General features: G+C 37.9%; 16 protein-coding genes. 13 read left to right on the top strand and 3 right to left on the bottom strand.

The features are described 5' to 3' along the window. The first annotated feature begins 427 nt into the window (after positions 1 to 427). The 5 genes from panC to BFL47_RS16270 are packed head-to-tail and all read left to right on the top strand — an operon-like array spanning position 428 to position 5575. Positions 428 to 1264 carry a pantoate--beta-alanine ligase gene (panC, locus tag BFL47_RS16290; RefSeq protein WP_069660857.1) on the top strand — a complete coding sequence of 279 codons (837 nt, stop codon included), beginning with the start codon at positions 428 to 430 and terminating at the stop codon, positions 1262 to 1264. A 55-nt stretch (positions 1265 to 1319) separates the two neighbouring features. Further along, complete coding sequence (gene panD / locus BFL47_RS16285; protein ID WP_069660856.1) at positions 1320 to 1670, top strand: aspartate 1-decarboxylase; 351 nt, start codon at positions 1320 to 1322, stop codon at positions 1668 to 1670. A 25-nt stretch (positions 1671 to 1695) separates the two neighbouring features. Beyond that, positions 1696 to 2187: a D-glycero-beta-D-manno-heptose 1-phosphate adenylyltransferase gene (gene rfaE2 / locus BFL47_RS16280; RefSeq protein ID WP_069660855.1), complete on the top strand. Its 492-nt coding sequence runs from the start codon at positions 1696 to 1698 to the stop codon at positions 2185 to 2187. Positions 2188 to 2219: 32 nt separating this feature from the next. Further along, positions 2220 to 3464 carry a peroxiredoxin family protein gene (locus BFL47_RS16275; protein ID WP_069660854.1) on the top strand — a complete coding sequence of 415 codons (1245 nt, stop codon included), beginning with the start codon at positions 2220 to 2222 and terminating at the stop codon, positions 3462 to 3464. A 2-nt stretch (positions 3465 to 3466) separates the two neighbouring features. Further along, a complete protein-coding gene (locus tag BFL47_RS16270) occupies positions 3467 to 5575 on the top strand; it encodes a M1 family aminopeptidase (RefSeq protein WP_069660853.1) in 2109 nt (702 codons plus the stop codon). Positions 5576 to 5580: 5 nt separating this feature from the next. Here BFL47_RS16270 and BFL47_RS16265 read toward each other — a convergent pair whose 3' ends face one another. Further along, a complete protein-coding gene (locus BFL47_RS16265) occupies positions 5581 to 5919 on the bottom strand; it encodes a phage holin family protein (protein WP_069660852.1) in 339 nt (112 codons plus the stop codon). A 96-nt stretch (positions 5920 to 6015) separates the two neighbouring features. Here BFL47_RS16265 and recQ point away from each other — a divergent pair, with 96 nt between their 5' ends. The 7 genes from recQ to ffh all read left to right on the top strand — a co-directional run bounded on the left by recQ (position 6016) and on the right by ffh (position 13695). Then, on the top strand, positions 6016 to 7830 hold the full coding sequence (recQ, locus tag BFL47_RS16260) for a DNA helicase RecQ (protein ID WP_069660851.1): 1815 nt from the start codon (positions 6016 to 6018) through the stop codon (positions 7828 to 7830). A gap of 91 nt (positions 7831 to 7921) precedes the next feature. Next, the gene (locus BFL47_RS16255) at positions 7922 to 8557 is read left to right on the top strand and encodes an O-methyltransferase (RefSeq protein WP_069660850.1); all 636 of its coding nucleotides are present in this window, start codon (positions 7922 to 7924) and stop codon (positions 8555 to 8557) included. 3 nt (positions 8558 to 8560) lie between these two features. Beyond that, positions 8561 to 9220: a glucosaminidase domain and LysM peptidoglycan-binding domain-containing protein gene (locus tag BFL47_RS16250; protein ID WP_069660849.1), complete on the top strand. Its 660-nt coding sequence runs from the start codon at positions 8561 to 8563 to the stop codon at positions 9218 to 9220. An 8-nt stretch (positions 9221 to 9228) separates the two neighbouring features. Next, positions 9229 to 10092 (top strand): glucosaminidase domain-containing protein, encoded by an 864-nt coding sequence (locus tag BFL47_RS16245; RefSeq protein ID WP_069660848.1) that lies wholly within the window; start codon positions 9229 to 9231, stop codon positions 10090 to 10092. Positions 10093 to 10280: 188 nt separating this feature from the next. After that, positions 10281 to 10904, top strand: coding sequence for a hypothetical protein (locus tag BFL47_RS16240; RefSeq protein ID WP_170827340.1), 624 nt, complete (start codon positions 10281 to 10283; stop codon positions 10902 to 10904). Positions 10905 to 11287: 383 nt separating this feature from the next. Next, positions 11288 to 12286, top strand: a complete 999-nt coding sequence (locus tag BFL47_RS16230; RefSeq protein WP_069660845.1) for a DUF3078 domain-containing protein — start codon at positions 11288 to 11290, stop codon at positions 12284 to 12286. A gap of 68 nt (positions 12287 to 12354) precedes the next feature. After that, on the top strand, positions 12355 to 13695 hold the full coding sequence (ffh, locus tag BFL47_RS16225; RefSeq protein ID WP_069660844.1) for a signal recognition particle protein: 1341 nt from the start codon (positions 12355 to 12357) through the stop codon (positions 13693 to 13695). Between the two features lie 45 nt (positions 13696 to 13740). On the opposite strand, the gene BFL47_RS16220 is transcribed toward ffh, so the two are convergent. After that, positions 13741 to 15039: a UDP-N-acetylmuramoyl-tripeptide--D-alanyl-D-alanine ligase gene (locus BFL47_RS16220; protein ID WP_069660843.1), complete on the bottom strand. Its 1299-nt coding sequence runs from the start codon at positions 15037 to 15039 to the stop codon at positions 13741 to 13743. Between the two features lie 114 nt (positions 15040 to 15153). After that, positions 15154 to 15648 carry a hypothetical protein gene (locus BFL47_RS16215; protein ID WP_069660842.1) on the bottom strand — a complete coding sequence of 165 codons (495 nt, stop codon included), beginning with the start codon at positions 15646 to 15648 and terminating at the stop codon, positions 15154 to 15156. Between the two features lie 280 nt (positions 15649 to 15928). Here BFL47_RS16215 and BFL47_RS16210 point away from each other — a divergent pair, with 280 nt between their 5' ends. Beyond that, complete coding sequence (locus BFL47_RS16210; RefSeq protein ID WP_069660841.1) at positions 15929 to 16141, top strand: hypothetical protein; 213 nt, start codon at positions 15929 to 15931, stop codon at positions 16139 to 16141. The last annotated feature ends 8 nt before the right edge of the window (positions 16142 to 16149 follow it).

Below are 16149 nucleotides of genomic sequence, written 5' to 3'. Positions count from 1 at the left end.
ATAAGTGTATAGCTATATTAGGACGAGACAATCTGTTTTGGTTATTAAAAAACCCGCACAATATACCCACCTTCTCCGCACCTTCTCCGCACCTTCTCCGCACCTTCTCCGCTCTTAAATAAAGCAAATTGGGGATCATTTGAAACTTAAAACACTATTAATTATACATACAATATGAAATTCCTATTTGAATTGAATTAACCGAACAATGGATCATGACCATGTAATTTAAAACTCAAGGCTTTTTGTGATGATAATCATTGCTAGCTATTCATTTTTCTTATAGCTTCGCTGAACCTATAAAAGCAGGTTTTAATTCATTTAAATGGATCTAAATTAAAACGCTTGACTTTTGTAGAAGATAAAGTGTTACAACTATTTAACATCTCTTATCGTTCAGCATAATTGTCATTAAATATTATTACAATTGAAAATCTTTACATCAAAAGCAGAGTTATCTCATTTGCTAACGGAGTTAAAAAAGGAAAATAAAAACATAGGTTTAGTTCCTACAATGGGCGCTCTTCATTCTGGTCATCTATCTTTAATCAAAACGGCCAAACAGCAGACAGATGTCGTAGTTTGCAGCATTTTTATTAATCCAACTCAATTTACAGATCAAAAAGATCTGGAAAAATATCCTCGTACAGTTTCTGCGGACATTGAAAAACTCACAGAGGCAGCTTGCGATTACTTATTTCTTCCCGAAGTAACTGAAATGTACGAAGAGAACGAAACCTGGCATTTAGACTTAGGCTATCTGGAAAATATTCTGGAAGGTAAATTCCGTCCCGGACATTATCAGGGCGTCACACAAGTGGTTTTTAAATTATTTCAAATTGTAAACCCTACAAAAGCATTTTTCGGCCAAAAGGATTATCAGCAAGTGCTTATTATTCGCAAAATGGTCGACATTCTAAACCTTCCTGTTGAGTTAGTGATGTGCCCTATCAAAAGGAATGACGAAGGCTTGGCGTTAAGCTCCAGGAATATACATTTATCGGATATTGAAAAAAGTAAGGCACTCTTACTCAGCAGAGCACTCCTTACAATAAGAGACGTTTCAGCAAATCATACTCCCGAAGAATTAAAATCCATTGCCCTGAACATCCTGGAATCTGATGCTGAAATTAAACTGGATTATTTCGAACTATTAGATAAAGATACCTTAACAACCCTAAATAATGACAGTAAAGGCATCGTGGCCTTATTAGCGGCCACTATTGGGAAAACTCGGTTGATTGATAATATGATTTTTAATTAACAGGAGAGGGGATTTCAACTAGTAGACTTTCAATACCTTTTGCTAATTTTGCATCATGATTATTCAGGTTTTGAAGTCAAAGATACACCGGGTAAAAGTTACCCAGGCAGAATTAAATTACGTGGGAAGTATCACAATTGATGAAGACTTAATTGATGCAGCGAATATTATTCCAAATGAAAAGGTTCAAATTGTTAACAATAACAATGGAGCCCGTTTTGAAACGTACGTAATTAAAGGGGAGCGTGGCTCCGGCATAGTTTGTTTGAATGGTTCATGTGCACGCCTTGCTCAGGTTGGCGATATCATCATTGTGATGTCTTTTGGTTCGCTGACAATGGAAGAGGGCAGAAAGTATCAGCCTATCCTGGTTTTCCCGGATGACAACAACCGACTTATTAAATAAATATCAGGATACTGTTGAATAGCTTATGGATCAGTTAGAAATCATCGACAAAAAGATACTTAGTTTACAACAAATTAGTCCATTGATTAATGTGTGGAAATTTCTTGATAAAAAAATCGTTTTCACCAACGGATGTTTTGACTTATTACATTTGGGACATATTGATTATCTGGCTAAAGCAGCAGCATTAGGTAATAAACTAGTTATCGGATTGAATACAGATAGCTCTGTGTCCAGGATCAAGGGTCCATCAAGACCTATTATGGACCAAAAATCAAGAGCAGCACTCCTTGCCTCCTTATTTTTTGTTGATGCAGTTGTATTGTTCGATGAGTCCACTCCTGCAGACCTGATTACAGCAATTATGCCTGATATTTTGGTTAAAGGAGCAGATTATACAGTAGACCAGATAGTAGGAGCAGATATTGTATTGGCTAATGGTGGTGAAGTGAAAACCATTCCCTTTTTAGATGGATATTCCACTTCTTCAATTGAGCGTAAAATACGTGAGCAATAGAACTAATATATTTCATTTTTAACAACTTTATTATGCCTTCAAAGACTTTTCGCCTGTTTTATACTTTTATAATTATATCAACTGTCCTTCTTTCAGCATGTGGAAAATCAGAAAACGGTCTATCTAAAGGTACCTGGAGGGCAACAATTAAAAATGGAGCAGGTACAGAGGTTCCTTTCAATTTCGAGGTATTAGATTCTGCAGGGAAGAAAGTCATTTATATATTAAATGCAAATGATCGGTTAAAGGTCGACGATATTACGATAACTGCCGATTCGGCTATCATTAAACTTCCTTTGTTTGACTCTGAATTCAGAGCAGCTTTTACATCAGATGGTCTGACTGGAAATTGGGTCAGGCATTTAGCAGATAAGGATGTAAGTATGGAATTCAATGCGGAAAGAGACGTAAGTTATCGCTTCTTTGAAGAGGATCCAGAAACGCCTGAACAGATAACGGGAAGATGGTCTAGTAATTTTACCAGCATAGATGGCAAAGACACTACCTTAGCTGTAGGTGAATTTACACAGCATAAGTCTAGAGTGACTGGTACATTTCTTACCACTACTGGTGATTACCGTTTTCTTGAAGGATCTATTTCGCAAGGCAAGCTTTTTCTCTCTGCCTTTGATGGATCAAATTGTATGCTTTTCACAGGTACAGTTGATGGTAAAAATATTTTGGATGGCAAATTGTATTCAGGGATTTCATCGGTTAAAAACTGGTCGGCAGCGAAAGATGATAAAGCCATACTTCCTGATGCTTATTCCTTAACTACGCTTAAACCCGGCTATTCTACACTGGCTTTCAGCTTCCCGAATTTAGATGGAAAAATGGTATCTCTGACTGATCCTGTATATAAAAACAAGGTTGTTATTATCCAGTTTCTAGGAACCTGGTGTCCGAATTGTATGGATGAAACGGCTTTTATGACCGATTTTTACAAACAGTATAAGGACAAGGGAGTGGAAGTAATAGGTCTGGCATTTGAGCGCACAAGTGATCCTATGAAGTCGAAAAAGAGTATGGAGCAACTCCGGAAGCGGTTTGATATCACTTATCCACTTTTAGTAACCGGATATACAAATAAAGATGTTCTAAAAGGCATACCAGCTCTTCAGGATTTTAATGCATTCCCTACCACTATCATCATTGATAAAAAAGGAAATGTAAATAAAATCCATACCGGATTCAGTGGTCCGGGTACAGGTAAGTATTACACCGACTTTATTAAAGAGTTCGAAACGCTTGTAAATCATTTACTTACTGTAAAGTAATTATGAAAGACCCTTATAAACTGCTCGGCCTTTTTGTGGCAGGGCTTTTTCTGATTACCTGTTCCAGCACTAAAAAGGTGGTAATGGATCCTTTGTCGGTATATGAAACCAGACCGGGTGCTCATATTTACCAACCCGCTTATACGCAGGTTACAGATATTATCCATACGGGGCTTGACATCAAATTAGATTGGGACAGTGCTTTTGTAATCGGGAAGGCCACGATAGAAGCCAGACCCTATATCTATCCATCCGCTCAGATTATATTGAATGCAAAAGGGTTTAAAATCAATCAGGTATTTCTTCTGGATAACTATGATCAAAAACCATTAAAATATACATACGACGGCAAATTACTAACAGTTGATCTGAATAAAACCTATACGCATGATGAGGAATTCAAAATCATGATCGACTATGTGGCAATGCCCGAAAGGTTAATAGTAGGTAAGGATATTGGTTCGTCAGCGGACAGAGGGTTTTATTTTATTAATCGCGATGGCAAAATTGCTAAGAAACCCAGGGAGTTTTGGACACAGGGTGAAACTCAAAGTAACTCAGGTTGGTTCCCTACAATTGATGATCCGCAGGAGAAGATGACTCAGGAAATCAGTATCACCTTACCAAAGGATATGGTTTCTCTGTCCAATGGCCTGTTGGATTTCTCTACGGACAATGGAGATGGAACTCATACAGACAACTGGCGACAAGAACAAGCGCATTCTACCTACCTGACCATGCTTGCTGGCGGCGATTTTAAAATAGTAAAAGATTCTTGGAATGACAAAGAGGTCAGTTATTACATGGAGCCTGAATTTGCAGATAATGCAAAACTTATTTTTGGAAAAACACCCGAAATGATCGGGTTCTTTTCTAAAAAGCTGGGGGTAGAATTTCCCTGGGATAAATACGCTCAGATTGTGGTGCGTGATTTTCAGGGAGGAGCCATGGAAAACACAACGGCGACGACCTTTTTTGAAGGGATGAATATGACCGCGGGGTATCATCTGGATGAAGACCATGAAGATATTATTGCCCATGAGCTTTTCCATCATTGGTTTGGTGATTTTGTTACAGCGAAATCATGGTCAAATTTACCCTTAAATGAATCATTTGCTACTTATGGGGAATACCTCTGGGAGGAACATAAATACGGCTTGGACGAGGCTGATTATAAAGGATGGGGGGATGCGAATTCCTATTTAAACGATACAAGGGCGAAAGAAAAAGATGTAATCCGGTTTAATTATTCGGACCGCGAGCAGATGTTTGATGTGGTAAGCTATCAAAAAGGCGGACGGATTCTTCATATGTTAAGGAAAACAGTTGGTGATGATGCTTTTTTTGAAAGCTTGAATTTGTATTTAAAAAAGCACGCTTATCAGAATGCAGAAATTCATGATCTCCGTTTGGCTTTTGAAGAGGTTACAGGAAAGGATCTGAACTGGTTTTTTAATCAGTGGTTTCTAAACTCTGGTAACCCTGAGCTTACTATAAACAGTAAATATGATGCTCTGACTAAAAAGTCGATTGTAAGTATCATTCAGACGCAATCATTAAACACCGCTCCTTTGTATCGGTTACCATTAGCAATTGATATTTATAGTAACGGAAAAGTTCGGAGAGAAGAGGTGATTATCGATAAAGCGGATCAAACATTAACGTTTGACCAGGAGACTGAGCCCGATTTGATTAACGTAGACGCAGAAAAATATATTCTTTGCAGTAAAAAGGAGAATAAAAGTATCAAACAGTATGCATTTCAATATGCGAATGCTCCCTTATTTGCTGACCGGATGGAAGCCCTGCAGGGCTTGGTTAAACAGCCTTTGCAAACTCTTTCGATTAGCACTGTAATTAAGGCCCTAAATGACAAACAATGGGCTATAAGAAGAATGGCAGTCCGGAGTTTGAGTTTGCTTCCTTCTGAAGCACAGGCTACTGCTTATAATAAAGTAAAGGACCTGGCATTAAAAGATGTCAGGTCGTATGTTCGGTCGACAGCAATAAATGCCTTAAAGAGTATTTATAAGTCCAAAAACAATGCTGAAGTGTTTAAGAAAGCAGCACAAGACCAGTCTCCCAGTGTGATTCAAGCCATATCAGGATAGCTTTTTTAACCTCTGTTTAACGACCCGAAGACCATTTTAATAATAGAAAGCACTAAAGCAAAGATTAATGCGGCTAAAAAGCCTGTTGTGTTAAAGCCTTTCATAAAATGATCAACCAATAAAACCATTAACACGGTGATGATGAAAGACATCAAACCAAGAGTTAAAATATTGATAGGAAACGTAAAAAGCCGAAGTAGCGTACCAATTGTGGCATTGGCTAAAGCAATTAGAATACCGGCGATGATGGCACTTATAAAACCATCAACATGCACTCCCGGAACAAGAAAGGCGGCTACAGAAACGGCTATACCGGTAAGTAATATTTCAATTATAATTCCCATTAAGTTTATCTTTTTAAGTACGAACAGTATTTAGGCTCATAAAGTTTAAACATACTTCAAATTGTGCATTGATTCGTATTATTCTTAATTTTATCCATGTCCTTATCTGCTCAGGAAATTTTACAAAAGTATTTCGGATACGATGATTTCCGCCCACAGCAGGAAGATATCATCCATGAAGTCCTGTCCGGAAACGATGTATTGGTATTAATGCCAACAGGTGGGGGGAAATCAGTATGCTTTCAAATTCCGGCATTACTGAGGGATGGAGTTTGTATCGTAATCTCCCCTTTGATTTCGCTCATGAAAGATCAGGTAGATGCATTAAAGGTAAATGGTATAGCGGCTGCATTTTTAAATAGCACACAAACCTTTGAGGAACAGCAAAAAATTCTCGAATCCTGTTACAAGAAGGAGATTGCGCTATTATATGTATCGCCTGAACGGCTTATCTCTGATATTTCGTCTATTACATCCATGACTAACCCATCGATGTTTGTCATTGATGAGGCGCATTGTATCTCCGCATGGGGACATGATTTCAGACCTGAATACAGGCATATCGGCTTATTGAGGCAACGATTCAGTCATCTTCCTTTTATTGCGCTCACGGCAACCGCAGATAAAGTAACCAGAAGGGATATTATCAAGCAGCTTCATTTAAAGGATCCGAAGATCTTTGTTTCTTCTTTTGACAGGAAGAATTTGAGTCTGGATGTACGAATAGGCGTTAAAACGAAACAAAAACTCGAAGAAATATCCTCTTTCATTAAGCAGAACAACAATCTATGTGGAATCATTTATTGTTTAAGCAGGACTACCTGCGAGGAAGTGGCTTATGAACTTAAAATAAAGGGTATCAATGCCGGATACTACCACGCGGGGATGAATGCAAGGGAAAGGGAGCGCGTTCAAGAGAACTTCATAAACGATGATTTACTGGTAGTTTGTGCTACTATCGCTTTTGGAATGGGGATAGACAAATCGAATGTCCGCTGGGTGATTCATTATAATCTACCCAAAAGTATGGAGAGCTACTACCAGGAGATTGGCCGTGCAGGCAGAGATGGGCTTCCGGCAGCAACTATCCTTTATTATAATTACTCGGACCTCACGATGCTGAATAGGTTTGCAGCTCAAAGTGGACAGGCTGACATTAACCTGGAAAAGCTGAAGCGGATTCAACACTACGCTGAAGCAGATATTTGCAGGAGAAAGATATTGCTCAGTTACTTTTCTGAGACGCTGGAAAAGAACTGTGGCAACTGCGACGTGTGCCGCCATCCCAGGAAACACTTCGACGGCACGCTCCTCATTCAAAAAGCACTCTCAGCAATGGCTAGAATGAGAGAGAAAGAAGGAGCAACTATGGTTATAGATGTATTAAGGGGCTCCCTGAGGACTGACTTAAGAGAGGCCGGCTATGATAAATTGAAAACGCATGGTATTGGATCGGATTTGTGTACTTCAGACTGGCAACGCTATTTGATGCAAATGCTTAATCTGGGCATTATAGAGATGGCTTACGACGAAAACTTCGCTCTTAAAAGTACTGCTTACGGCAAAGAGATCTTATTCGGCAAGAAAAAAGCAGAGCTGATTGTACTTCCACCTTTAATTAAACCTGCAAAATCTAATTTTACTAGTCAGGCTAAACCGGTGAATTATGAAGATGAATTATTTGAACAATTGAAAAAGGTAAGACGTAAGTTTTCATTGGAAGAAAAGGTTCCTGCATATATCATTTTCAGTGACGCAACACTGTATGAAATGGCGAATAAAAAACCACTCACGACAAGTGAAATGTTGTCGATAACTGGCGTTGGAGAGCATAAGTTTGATCGTTACGGTGAAGAATTCCTTGATTTAATAGGAAATTATATGGTCCGCAAAAAGCGGCCCTATAGATAGGAAAGCCGTATTACATATATCATTTGCCTGATAATCTTGGGCTTATCCGGAAATAATTTCCATAAAAAGATAATTGTCTATATTTGCAGCCATGGAACTGCTAACTGATGACGTGCAGATCTATCTGGAACAACACTGCGAAGAAGAGTCAGAGTTGCTCAGATATATAAGTCGCGAAACACACTTAAAGGTGCCAATGGCCCGGATGCTTTCAGGGCATTATCAGGGTCGTGTGCTAAGTTTTCTGAGTAAAATGCATTATCCGAATCGAGTTCTTGAAATTGGAACTTATACGGGTTATGCAACATTATGTCTGGCTGAAGGACTTACAGAAGATGGGTTATTGCACACGATTGATGTGAATGAAGAACTTGAAGAACGTGTAAGGGAGTATTTCAAAAGTTCACAATTAGGTAACAAAATCGTTTACCATATAGGGCAAGCGGTTGAGGTAATTCCAACCTTAAATGAATCTTTTGATTTGGTTTTTATTGACGCTGACAAGAAGAATAATGGCGTTTATTACGATATGGTGTTTGATAAGGTGAACAAGGGAGGCCTTATTATTGTCGATAATGTGTTGTGGCATGGTAAGATAGCCATGGGAGCAAAAGACAAAGACACTCAAAATATCAGTACATTTAATAATAAAGTAACTAACGATCATCGCGTTGAAAAATTAATTCTTCCCGTGCGCGATGGTTTATTAATAATCCGTAAAAAGTAATCTATGCTTAAAAAAATAGTATATGCCAGCCTTATAGTTTTCATTTCAGGGACAGCCGTAGCTCAAACTCCAGCAGAAAACTACATTGAATCGTATAAAAAAGTAGCTGTTACTACAATGAACCAACATGGTATTCCAGCTAGTATTATCCTTGGCATCGCTATTCATGAATCGGCAAGTGGAACCAGCAGAATAGCAAAATACCTCAATAACCATTTTGGACTAAAAGGAAAAAGTGGACCTAAACCAATAAAATCTGCATATAAAGGGTATGACAACGTGAACGACTGTTACGTTGACTTCGTATCGTTTTTAAAGAATCAATTTACAGGCTTATTTACCCGTTATGCATCTGACGATTACAGAGGTTGGGCAATGGGCATTCAACGTGGCGGATATGCGCACAGTCGTACCTGGGCAAGCCAGGTAACTGCCATTATTAGAAAATATAAACTTAACGAGCTGGATACCCCTTCTTCGAGTATCTTGCAAAGCAATGTTTCAGCGCCTGCCACATCAGAAGAGATCAATACTTATAATGTAAAGAGAGGGGATACACTAATAAGGATCGCCGAGCGTTTCAGAACTACTGTTAAAGAAATAAAAAACAAAAATGGCTTAACAAGCAGTATGCTTAATATTGGCCAGAGCTTACATTTGTAATATTCTGAATGAAAAAATATCTTCTGATTGCATTGATAGCCACAATGCTGGCCTCTTGTAGCAGCAAAAAACAACTTGTTGGAACTCATCATACCTATAAAAAGCCTGAAAAAATAATAACCAACAAGCCTGATAGAATAAAGTTTCCCAAACATGACGGTGTCCTTGTTGAAGACAAGATTGTTAAAGTGTATTCTACCAACGGTTATGTCGAACGTTTTAAGGATATAGCTATCGAAGAGATGGTTAAAAATGGTATCCCGGCGAGTATCACACTTGCTCAAGGTATGCTGGAATCTGCAAGTGGAAATAGTCCCTTAGCACGCGAAGCAAATAATCATTTTGGGATTAAATGCCATGCCGGCTGGACAGGTAAGACGATTTTAAAAGATGATGATACTGCAGGTGAGTGCTTCCGCTATTATAATTCGGCAGAGGAATCGTATAAAGACCACAGTGAGTTTTTGAAGCGCAGTCATTATTCCTTTTTGTACGATTTACAAAGGGATGATTACAAAGGCTGGGCAAAGGGACTCAAAAAGGCTGGATATGCGACTAATCCCAAGTACCCGGAATTATTAATTGGCCTGATAGAAAGGTATGGCCTTGACCGCTACGATAGGGGCGAGTCTATTTATAATAAAGTTCAACGAGAGGACAAAGTGTTGGCTCAGATTGCTGAGAAACCTGCAGAGACCCCTGCTGAAATAATTAAACCAGCTGTTGCATTGAAAATTTATGAGGTTGTTCCAGGTGACACTTTATTTGCAATAAGCAGGAAAGTAGGTTTATCGGTAGATGAGATTAAATTACTTAATTCTATGGGGGGAAATGACCTAAAACCTGGACAGCTCTTAGTTGTTTCAAAATAGGTTAAGAGTTGTTAAACTTAGCGCCTTTTATATCATTCTGGGTAGATTTACCATTGTTGAAAAATTTAATAATCTCGCTTTTATTACTTCAGGTAAGTTGTACTGTTTTTGCGCAAGAAAAAACAGTACAAGGAATCATATTTGACAGAGATTCTAAGCTCAGGATTACTCGTGTATATCTGTATAATATGCGTACCCATACTGGGTTTTACAATAACACGAAAGGGGAATTTACCACTAAGGCCCTGTTAGGAGACACGCTTGTCGCAGCTGTTCATGGTTATAGCGTTGATACACTGGTTATTCCAAAGGCCAATACAGTGCTGTTTTATTTAAAACGAAACAGCATTCAGCTTCAGGAAGTCACGATAAATGACACTTTACTCAATCCGGACAAGCGTTTAAATCGCACTAAAAATGAGTACAAGGATATTTATTTTAAAGGTGATCCACAAGATATTCTACAGATGGGATCAGAAAACAGGCCTGGAGGTGCAGGACTTGGCATAGATGCCATTTTTAGTCTGTTAAGCAGAGAAGGGAAAAACGCCCGTTATCTTCAGGAAATCATAGAGCGGGATTACAAGGAAAATATCATCAATTACAGGTATACTTCTGCGATAGTAAATAGAGTGACCGGATTAACAGAGGATAAACTGCTTGATTTTATGCAGCAGTATCGTCCTTCCTACAACTTCATTCTGCGAGCAGATGAATATCAATTAATTAGCTTTATTAAAGAATCATTTAGGCGATATCAATCCAATCCTACACTCAACCGGCTGCCGCCGCTTATTCCCGAGTATAAATAAATGCAGTTTCCTATACGAAAAATATCTTTTTTGCCGGCTGCAGGAATGGCTTTATTCCCCTTTATACTTGTCAAGCATGCTTCCTACAAAAAGGATCCGTATTTAATCAACCATGAAAGGATCCACATCTATCAACAGATTGAATTGCTGGTCCTGTTTTTCTATTTATTTTATGTTATACACTATTTACTGAACCTTTTGCGCTATAGAAATCACCACAAAGCTTATGCAAATATCGTATTTGAAAAGGAGGCATTTTCAATGGATCATGATATTTCCTATCTCGAAAAGCGTAAAATCTTTTCTTGGTTTAAGTTTTTCTAATGGTAGTATTTTTAAATAATGGCTTTGCTGTCTCTTTTTTTCTTTAATATTGTCCTAATATGGTGACAAGACTATTATTTTTGCTGTGCTTGGCCTGTTCTTTAAATGCATTTTCACAGGATATCAAATCGGACACAACTGAGTTAAGCGAATTAAGACAATATCCTCAAAAAAAAAGTCTTTCTGTTAGACGACCGTTTCTGCAGCTTCAACCAATACAAATTCCCGAATCGGAACTTAACCTGAAAGTAAATTACTGGCGGAATTGGGTATCTTTTGGAATTAATATGAATCAGGCTTCTTTTAGTGATAATTGGAGTGGTGGGGGTATTACTTCGCTCGCTGTAGGAACGTCTTTCAATTATAAAACAGACTATACTAAAGGCGATAAAAGTTATGTTTCGGAAGTTATTTTGCAATATGGTAAGATAAAAAATAAAGGTCAGTTGCAGCGAAAAACAAATGACCGCTTGTATTGGGATAATAAAGTGGCCTTAAAATTATCTAAAAGCTGGAATTTCTTTGGGTCTATCAACTTTGAATCTCAATTTGACAGAGGATTTGCCTACTCAACTATAACTGAAGATGATGTCAAGAGAGAAAAGGCTACAACTATTTCCCGTTTTATGTCGCCAGGTTATTTAACGGAATCGTTAGGTCTGGAGTTTAGACCAAGTCGCTTTTATTCCTTACGTATCGGTACTGGAACAGCCCGTCAAACCTTTGTTTTGGATAAGAATATTTATAAAAATAGTTCTAAAAATTATGGTGTGGATACTGGTAAAGTCATCCGAAATGAGCTCGCCTTTCAGCTGGTGAGTAACTTTGAAAAAGAAGTGATGCCTAATTTAGTAGTTAAAAGTGTGTATACCATGTTTGCCAATTACGAAAAGCTTGGAAATATTGACCAACGTCTCGACCTTACCATGATTGCGAAAGTAAATAGATTCATTAATGTGACTGTAGCTGCAGTAGTCCTTTATGACGATGATGCCAGTAATAAAATTCAGGCAAGTCAGACGATCTCATTAGGAATCCTTTATAAATTTCCATACTAACGCCACCCAACGTTCATTTAAAAATATTACTTAACTTTGCAACAGCTGTTTAAAAGCGGATTATTAATATGTTTGAAAATTTACAGGATAAACTAGACAGAGCCTTTAAAGTACTTAAAGGTCAAGGTTCGATTACGGAAATTAACGTGGCGGAAACCATGAAGGAGATTCGAAAAGCCCTTCTTGATGCCGACGTAAACTATAAAACAGCCAAAACTTTTACAGATGACGTTAAAGCAAAAGCCTTAGGTGAAAATGTTTTAACGGCTGTGTCTCCCGGACAGCTTCTTACCAAGATCATGAATGATGAGCTTGCCGGACTAATGGGTGGCACTGCAACTGAATTGAATTTAACCGCCAATCCTACAATCATACTTATTGCAGGATTAAATGGTGCTGGTAAAACTACATTTTCAGGTAAGCTGGCTAACTATCTGAAGACACAAAAAGGGAAAAAACCTTTGTTAGTGGCTGGAGACGTTTACCGTCCTGCAGCTATTACCCAGCTTCAGGTTCTTGGAGAACAAATCGGAATCCCTGTTTATGCTAATCTTGAATCAAAAGATCCTGTTGCAATTGCTCTTGAAGGTATAGCCGAAGCTAAGCGAAATGGGAATACCGTTGTCATTCTGGATACTGCTGGTCGTCTTGCTATTGATGAGGCCATGATGAATGAAATTGCTGCTGTTAAGAGTAGTACCAAACCTCATGAGATTCTCTTTGTTGTAGATGCAATGACCGGACAGGATGCTGTGAATACCGCTAAAGCATTTAATGACCGTCTGGACTTTACTGGTGTTGTTTTAACCAAGCTTGATGGTGATACAAGAGGTGGAGCCGCCCTTTCTATTAAGTCTGTTGTCAATAAACCGATTAAGTTTATTGGTACTGGCGAAAAAATGGAAGCACTGGATGTGTTTTATCCGGAAAGAATGGCATCCAGAATACTCGGAATGGGTGATGTGGTATCCCTGGTAGAACGTGCCCAAATGCAGTTTGACGAAAAGGAGTCAGCTGAATTACAGAAAAAAATACGCAAGAATAAATTTGACTTTAACGACTTTATCGGACAGATCCAGCAAATTAAAAAGATGGGTAACATGAAAGACCTTATGGGAATGATTCCAGGGGTTGGTAAAGCGGTTAAAGATATGGACATTGATGACAATGCATTTAAGCCTATAGAAGCCATTATTCATTCTATGACCCCATATGAGCGCGAGAATCCTGACTCTATAAATCAGAGTCGCCGTGGTCGTATTGCAAAAGGATCAGGAACAAACCTTCAGGAAGTGAATAAGCTAATTAAACAATTTGATGACATGCGAAAAGTCATGAAGCAGTTTAGTAATCCTGCGGCTATGACTAAAATGATGAAAGGCATGCCTAAAATGCCTTTCGGGAAATAATATAAGAGGCTGTATTTCAATCTTGAATTAAGATACAGCCTCCATTTATAATATCGGTACCAACTTTTCCATTTTCATTCCCCGGGATCCTTTGATAAGTATCATGGCATCTTTGATAGGATTATCCGATAGGCCATTCATCGCACTGTCAACATCTGAATAAAACTCAGCCTGAATATCCGTTTTCAAAGCGTCAAACTCCTTACCGATGAATATCCGTCGTTCAACGGGTATACTTAATGCATGATTTACCACTTGCTGATGTTCTTCCAGAGAATTAGCGCCCAATTCAAACATATCGCCTAAAATAAGCACTTTTTTACTGGCATGAACAAGGTTGAGATTATCTATTGCCACCCTCATGCTGCTAGGATTAGCATTGTAATAATCGCAGATCAGTGTATTTATAGCTGTTTTAATAATTTGGGAACGGTTATTTCCTGGGGTATAAGAGGATATAGCCAAATCAATTTCATCCGCTGGCACACTAAAATAAAGACCAATAGTAACTGCCGCTAAAATATTCTCTAAGTTATAACTCCCTGTTAGATTAGTTTTTAGCTGACGTCTCTCTGTATGGGATAACCATTCTATAGTGAGTAAAGGGTCATTTGATAGAATAGAACCTGAAACTTCATTTTCCTTGCCCTGCCCATACCTTACTGCCTGATCAATTCCCCGGGAAAGATACATCTCCTTTAAAAGTAAGTTATCGCCGTCTACAAAAATTATCCCCTTACTTGATTTAATAAAATCATATAACTCCCCTTTTGCTTCTTTGACACCTTCAAATCCACCAAATCCCTCTAAATGGGCTCTTCCTACATTTGTAATTAAACCGTGTGTAGGTTGGGCAATAGCACACAAACCCTCAATTTCCTTCTTATGATTGGCTCCCATTTCTACAATGGCAATTTCAACATCAGGCTGTATAGCTAACAGCGTCAAAGGCACACCAATATGATTATTTAAATTACCGGTGGTGCAATATGTTACATAGTGTTGGGAAAGCACAGCATTCAGCAATTCTTTAGTTGTTGTTTTCCCATTTGTTCCGGTGATACCTATAATTGGAATAGTAAGCTGAGCACGGTGATACATGGCCAATTCTTGAAGAGTTTTTAAGGTGTCCTGGACTAATATGTACCGGTTATTTTTATAATACCGGCTATCATCAATCACTGCATAGGATGCTCCCGCTTCTAATGCCTTGGCCGCATACTCGTTTCCATTAAAATTCTCCCCTTTAAGTGAAAAAAACAGACTTCCTGGTGTAATATTTCTCGTATCCGTACTAACTGTCCGGTTATTCGTATAGAGGATGTATAACGCTTCAATATTCATGACAAACACTTTGATGCAATTATAAATTAAATAAAGAGAGGATTGCCGTTTGTTAAAAAAATGAAACAAAAAAAACCGGACTTAGCCGGTTTTCTAAAGAAGTTTAAGAGTTTTTTATAAATCCTTCAGGAAAGAAACATCTCCATCTGGAGTAATCTTAACTAATACGTTTGTATTGTCTTTCTTAATATTGGCAAAATAGATAGTATTATAAAATCTTTTGCCAGTAAGCATTTGTAGAGGTGAAGCCGCTTCACCATCAAAATCGTAACGAACAACTTCATTCACCTTATAATCATTATAAAGCTTTGATAATCTACGTTGACCAACTGCAGGGATCTTATCAGCAGCTACATATTGTGTAGTGGCGATGTACTCACCATTAGTATCAAAAAATGCAGATAATTTTTGACCGTCTAATGTAAAGACTGCCTTCTGGAAGTCATTTGTAACCGTCCATTTTACATCTTTAGCTGCCTGGTATTTATTTAGGAAGTTATTTTCTGCAAAATAAGAAACGTTTGCTTCCTTACTTTCGTTTTTATCATCAGCAAATCCTTTTGTTGACAAAGCCAGAACTAAAAAGGCTAAGTAAAAAATCTTTTTCATAACGCTGTTTTTATTTTCACATCAAAAGTAACGTATTGTTAAACATATTTAAAATATATTTTACTTTTTATGATATTTTCACAATAAATAGGATTATTTATTAAAATATTAAAAATACACCTATGCAAACGTATGTCATTTGAGAATTTCAAAATTGATGACAACTTAATTACATGTTATCGTATCAAAATTCGATTTAATTGCTATTTCGGAAACCTATAACTACTTTCTTTGTTACAAGTTGGACAATTAACAGATTGCAAACACTTGAAAAACAGCTATGAAAACTAAAATCATTATGTTAATGTTTACGGCCGGACTAGGTCTGGCATCATGCTCTGCAAGCAGAGAATCTCAATCCAACATGGACAGTTCAATGGTAGATTCCACTTCAACTGGAACTGGATCTGGAACAATGACTGACAGCACTTCGACTGAATCAGCACCTACATCTACTCCCACCACAACAGATACCACAAAAACTGGTATGTAATTTTATTG

Origin of the sequence: Arcticibacter eurypsychrophilus, from assembly GCF_001730525.1 — a bacterium.
Classification (GTDB): domain Bacteria; phylum Bacteroidota; class Bacteroidia; order Sphingobacteriales; family Sphingobacteriaceae; genus Arcticibacter; species Arcticibacter eurypsychrophilus.
Note: the sequence above shows the minus strand (reverse complement) of the source record. Positions and strands in the feature narration are given on the sequence as shown.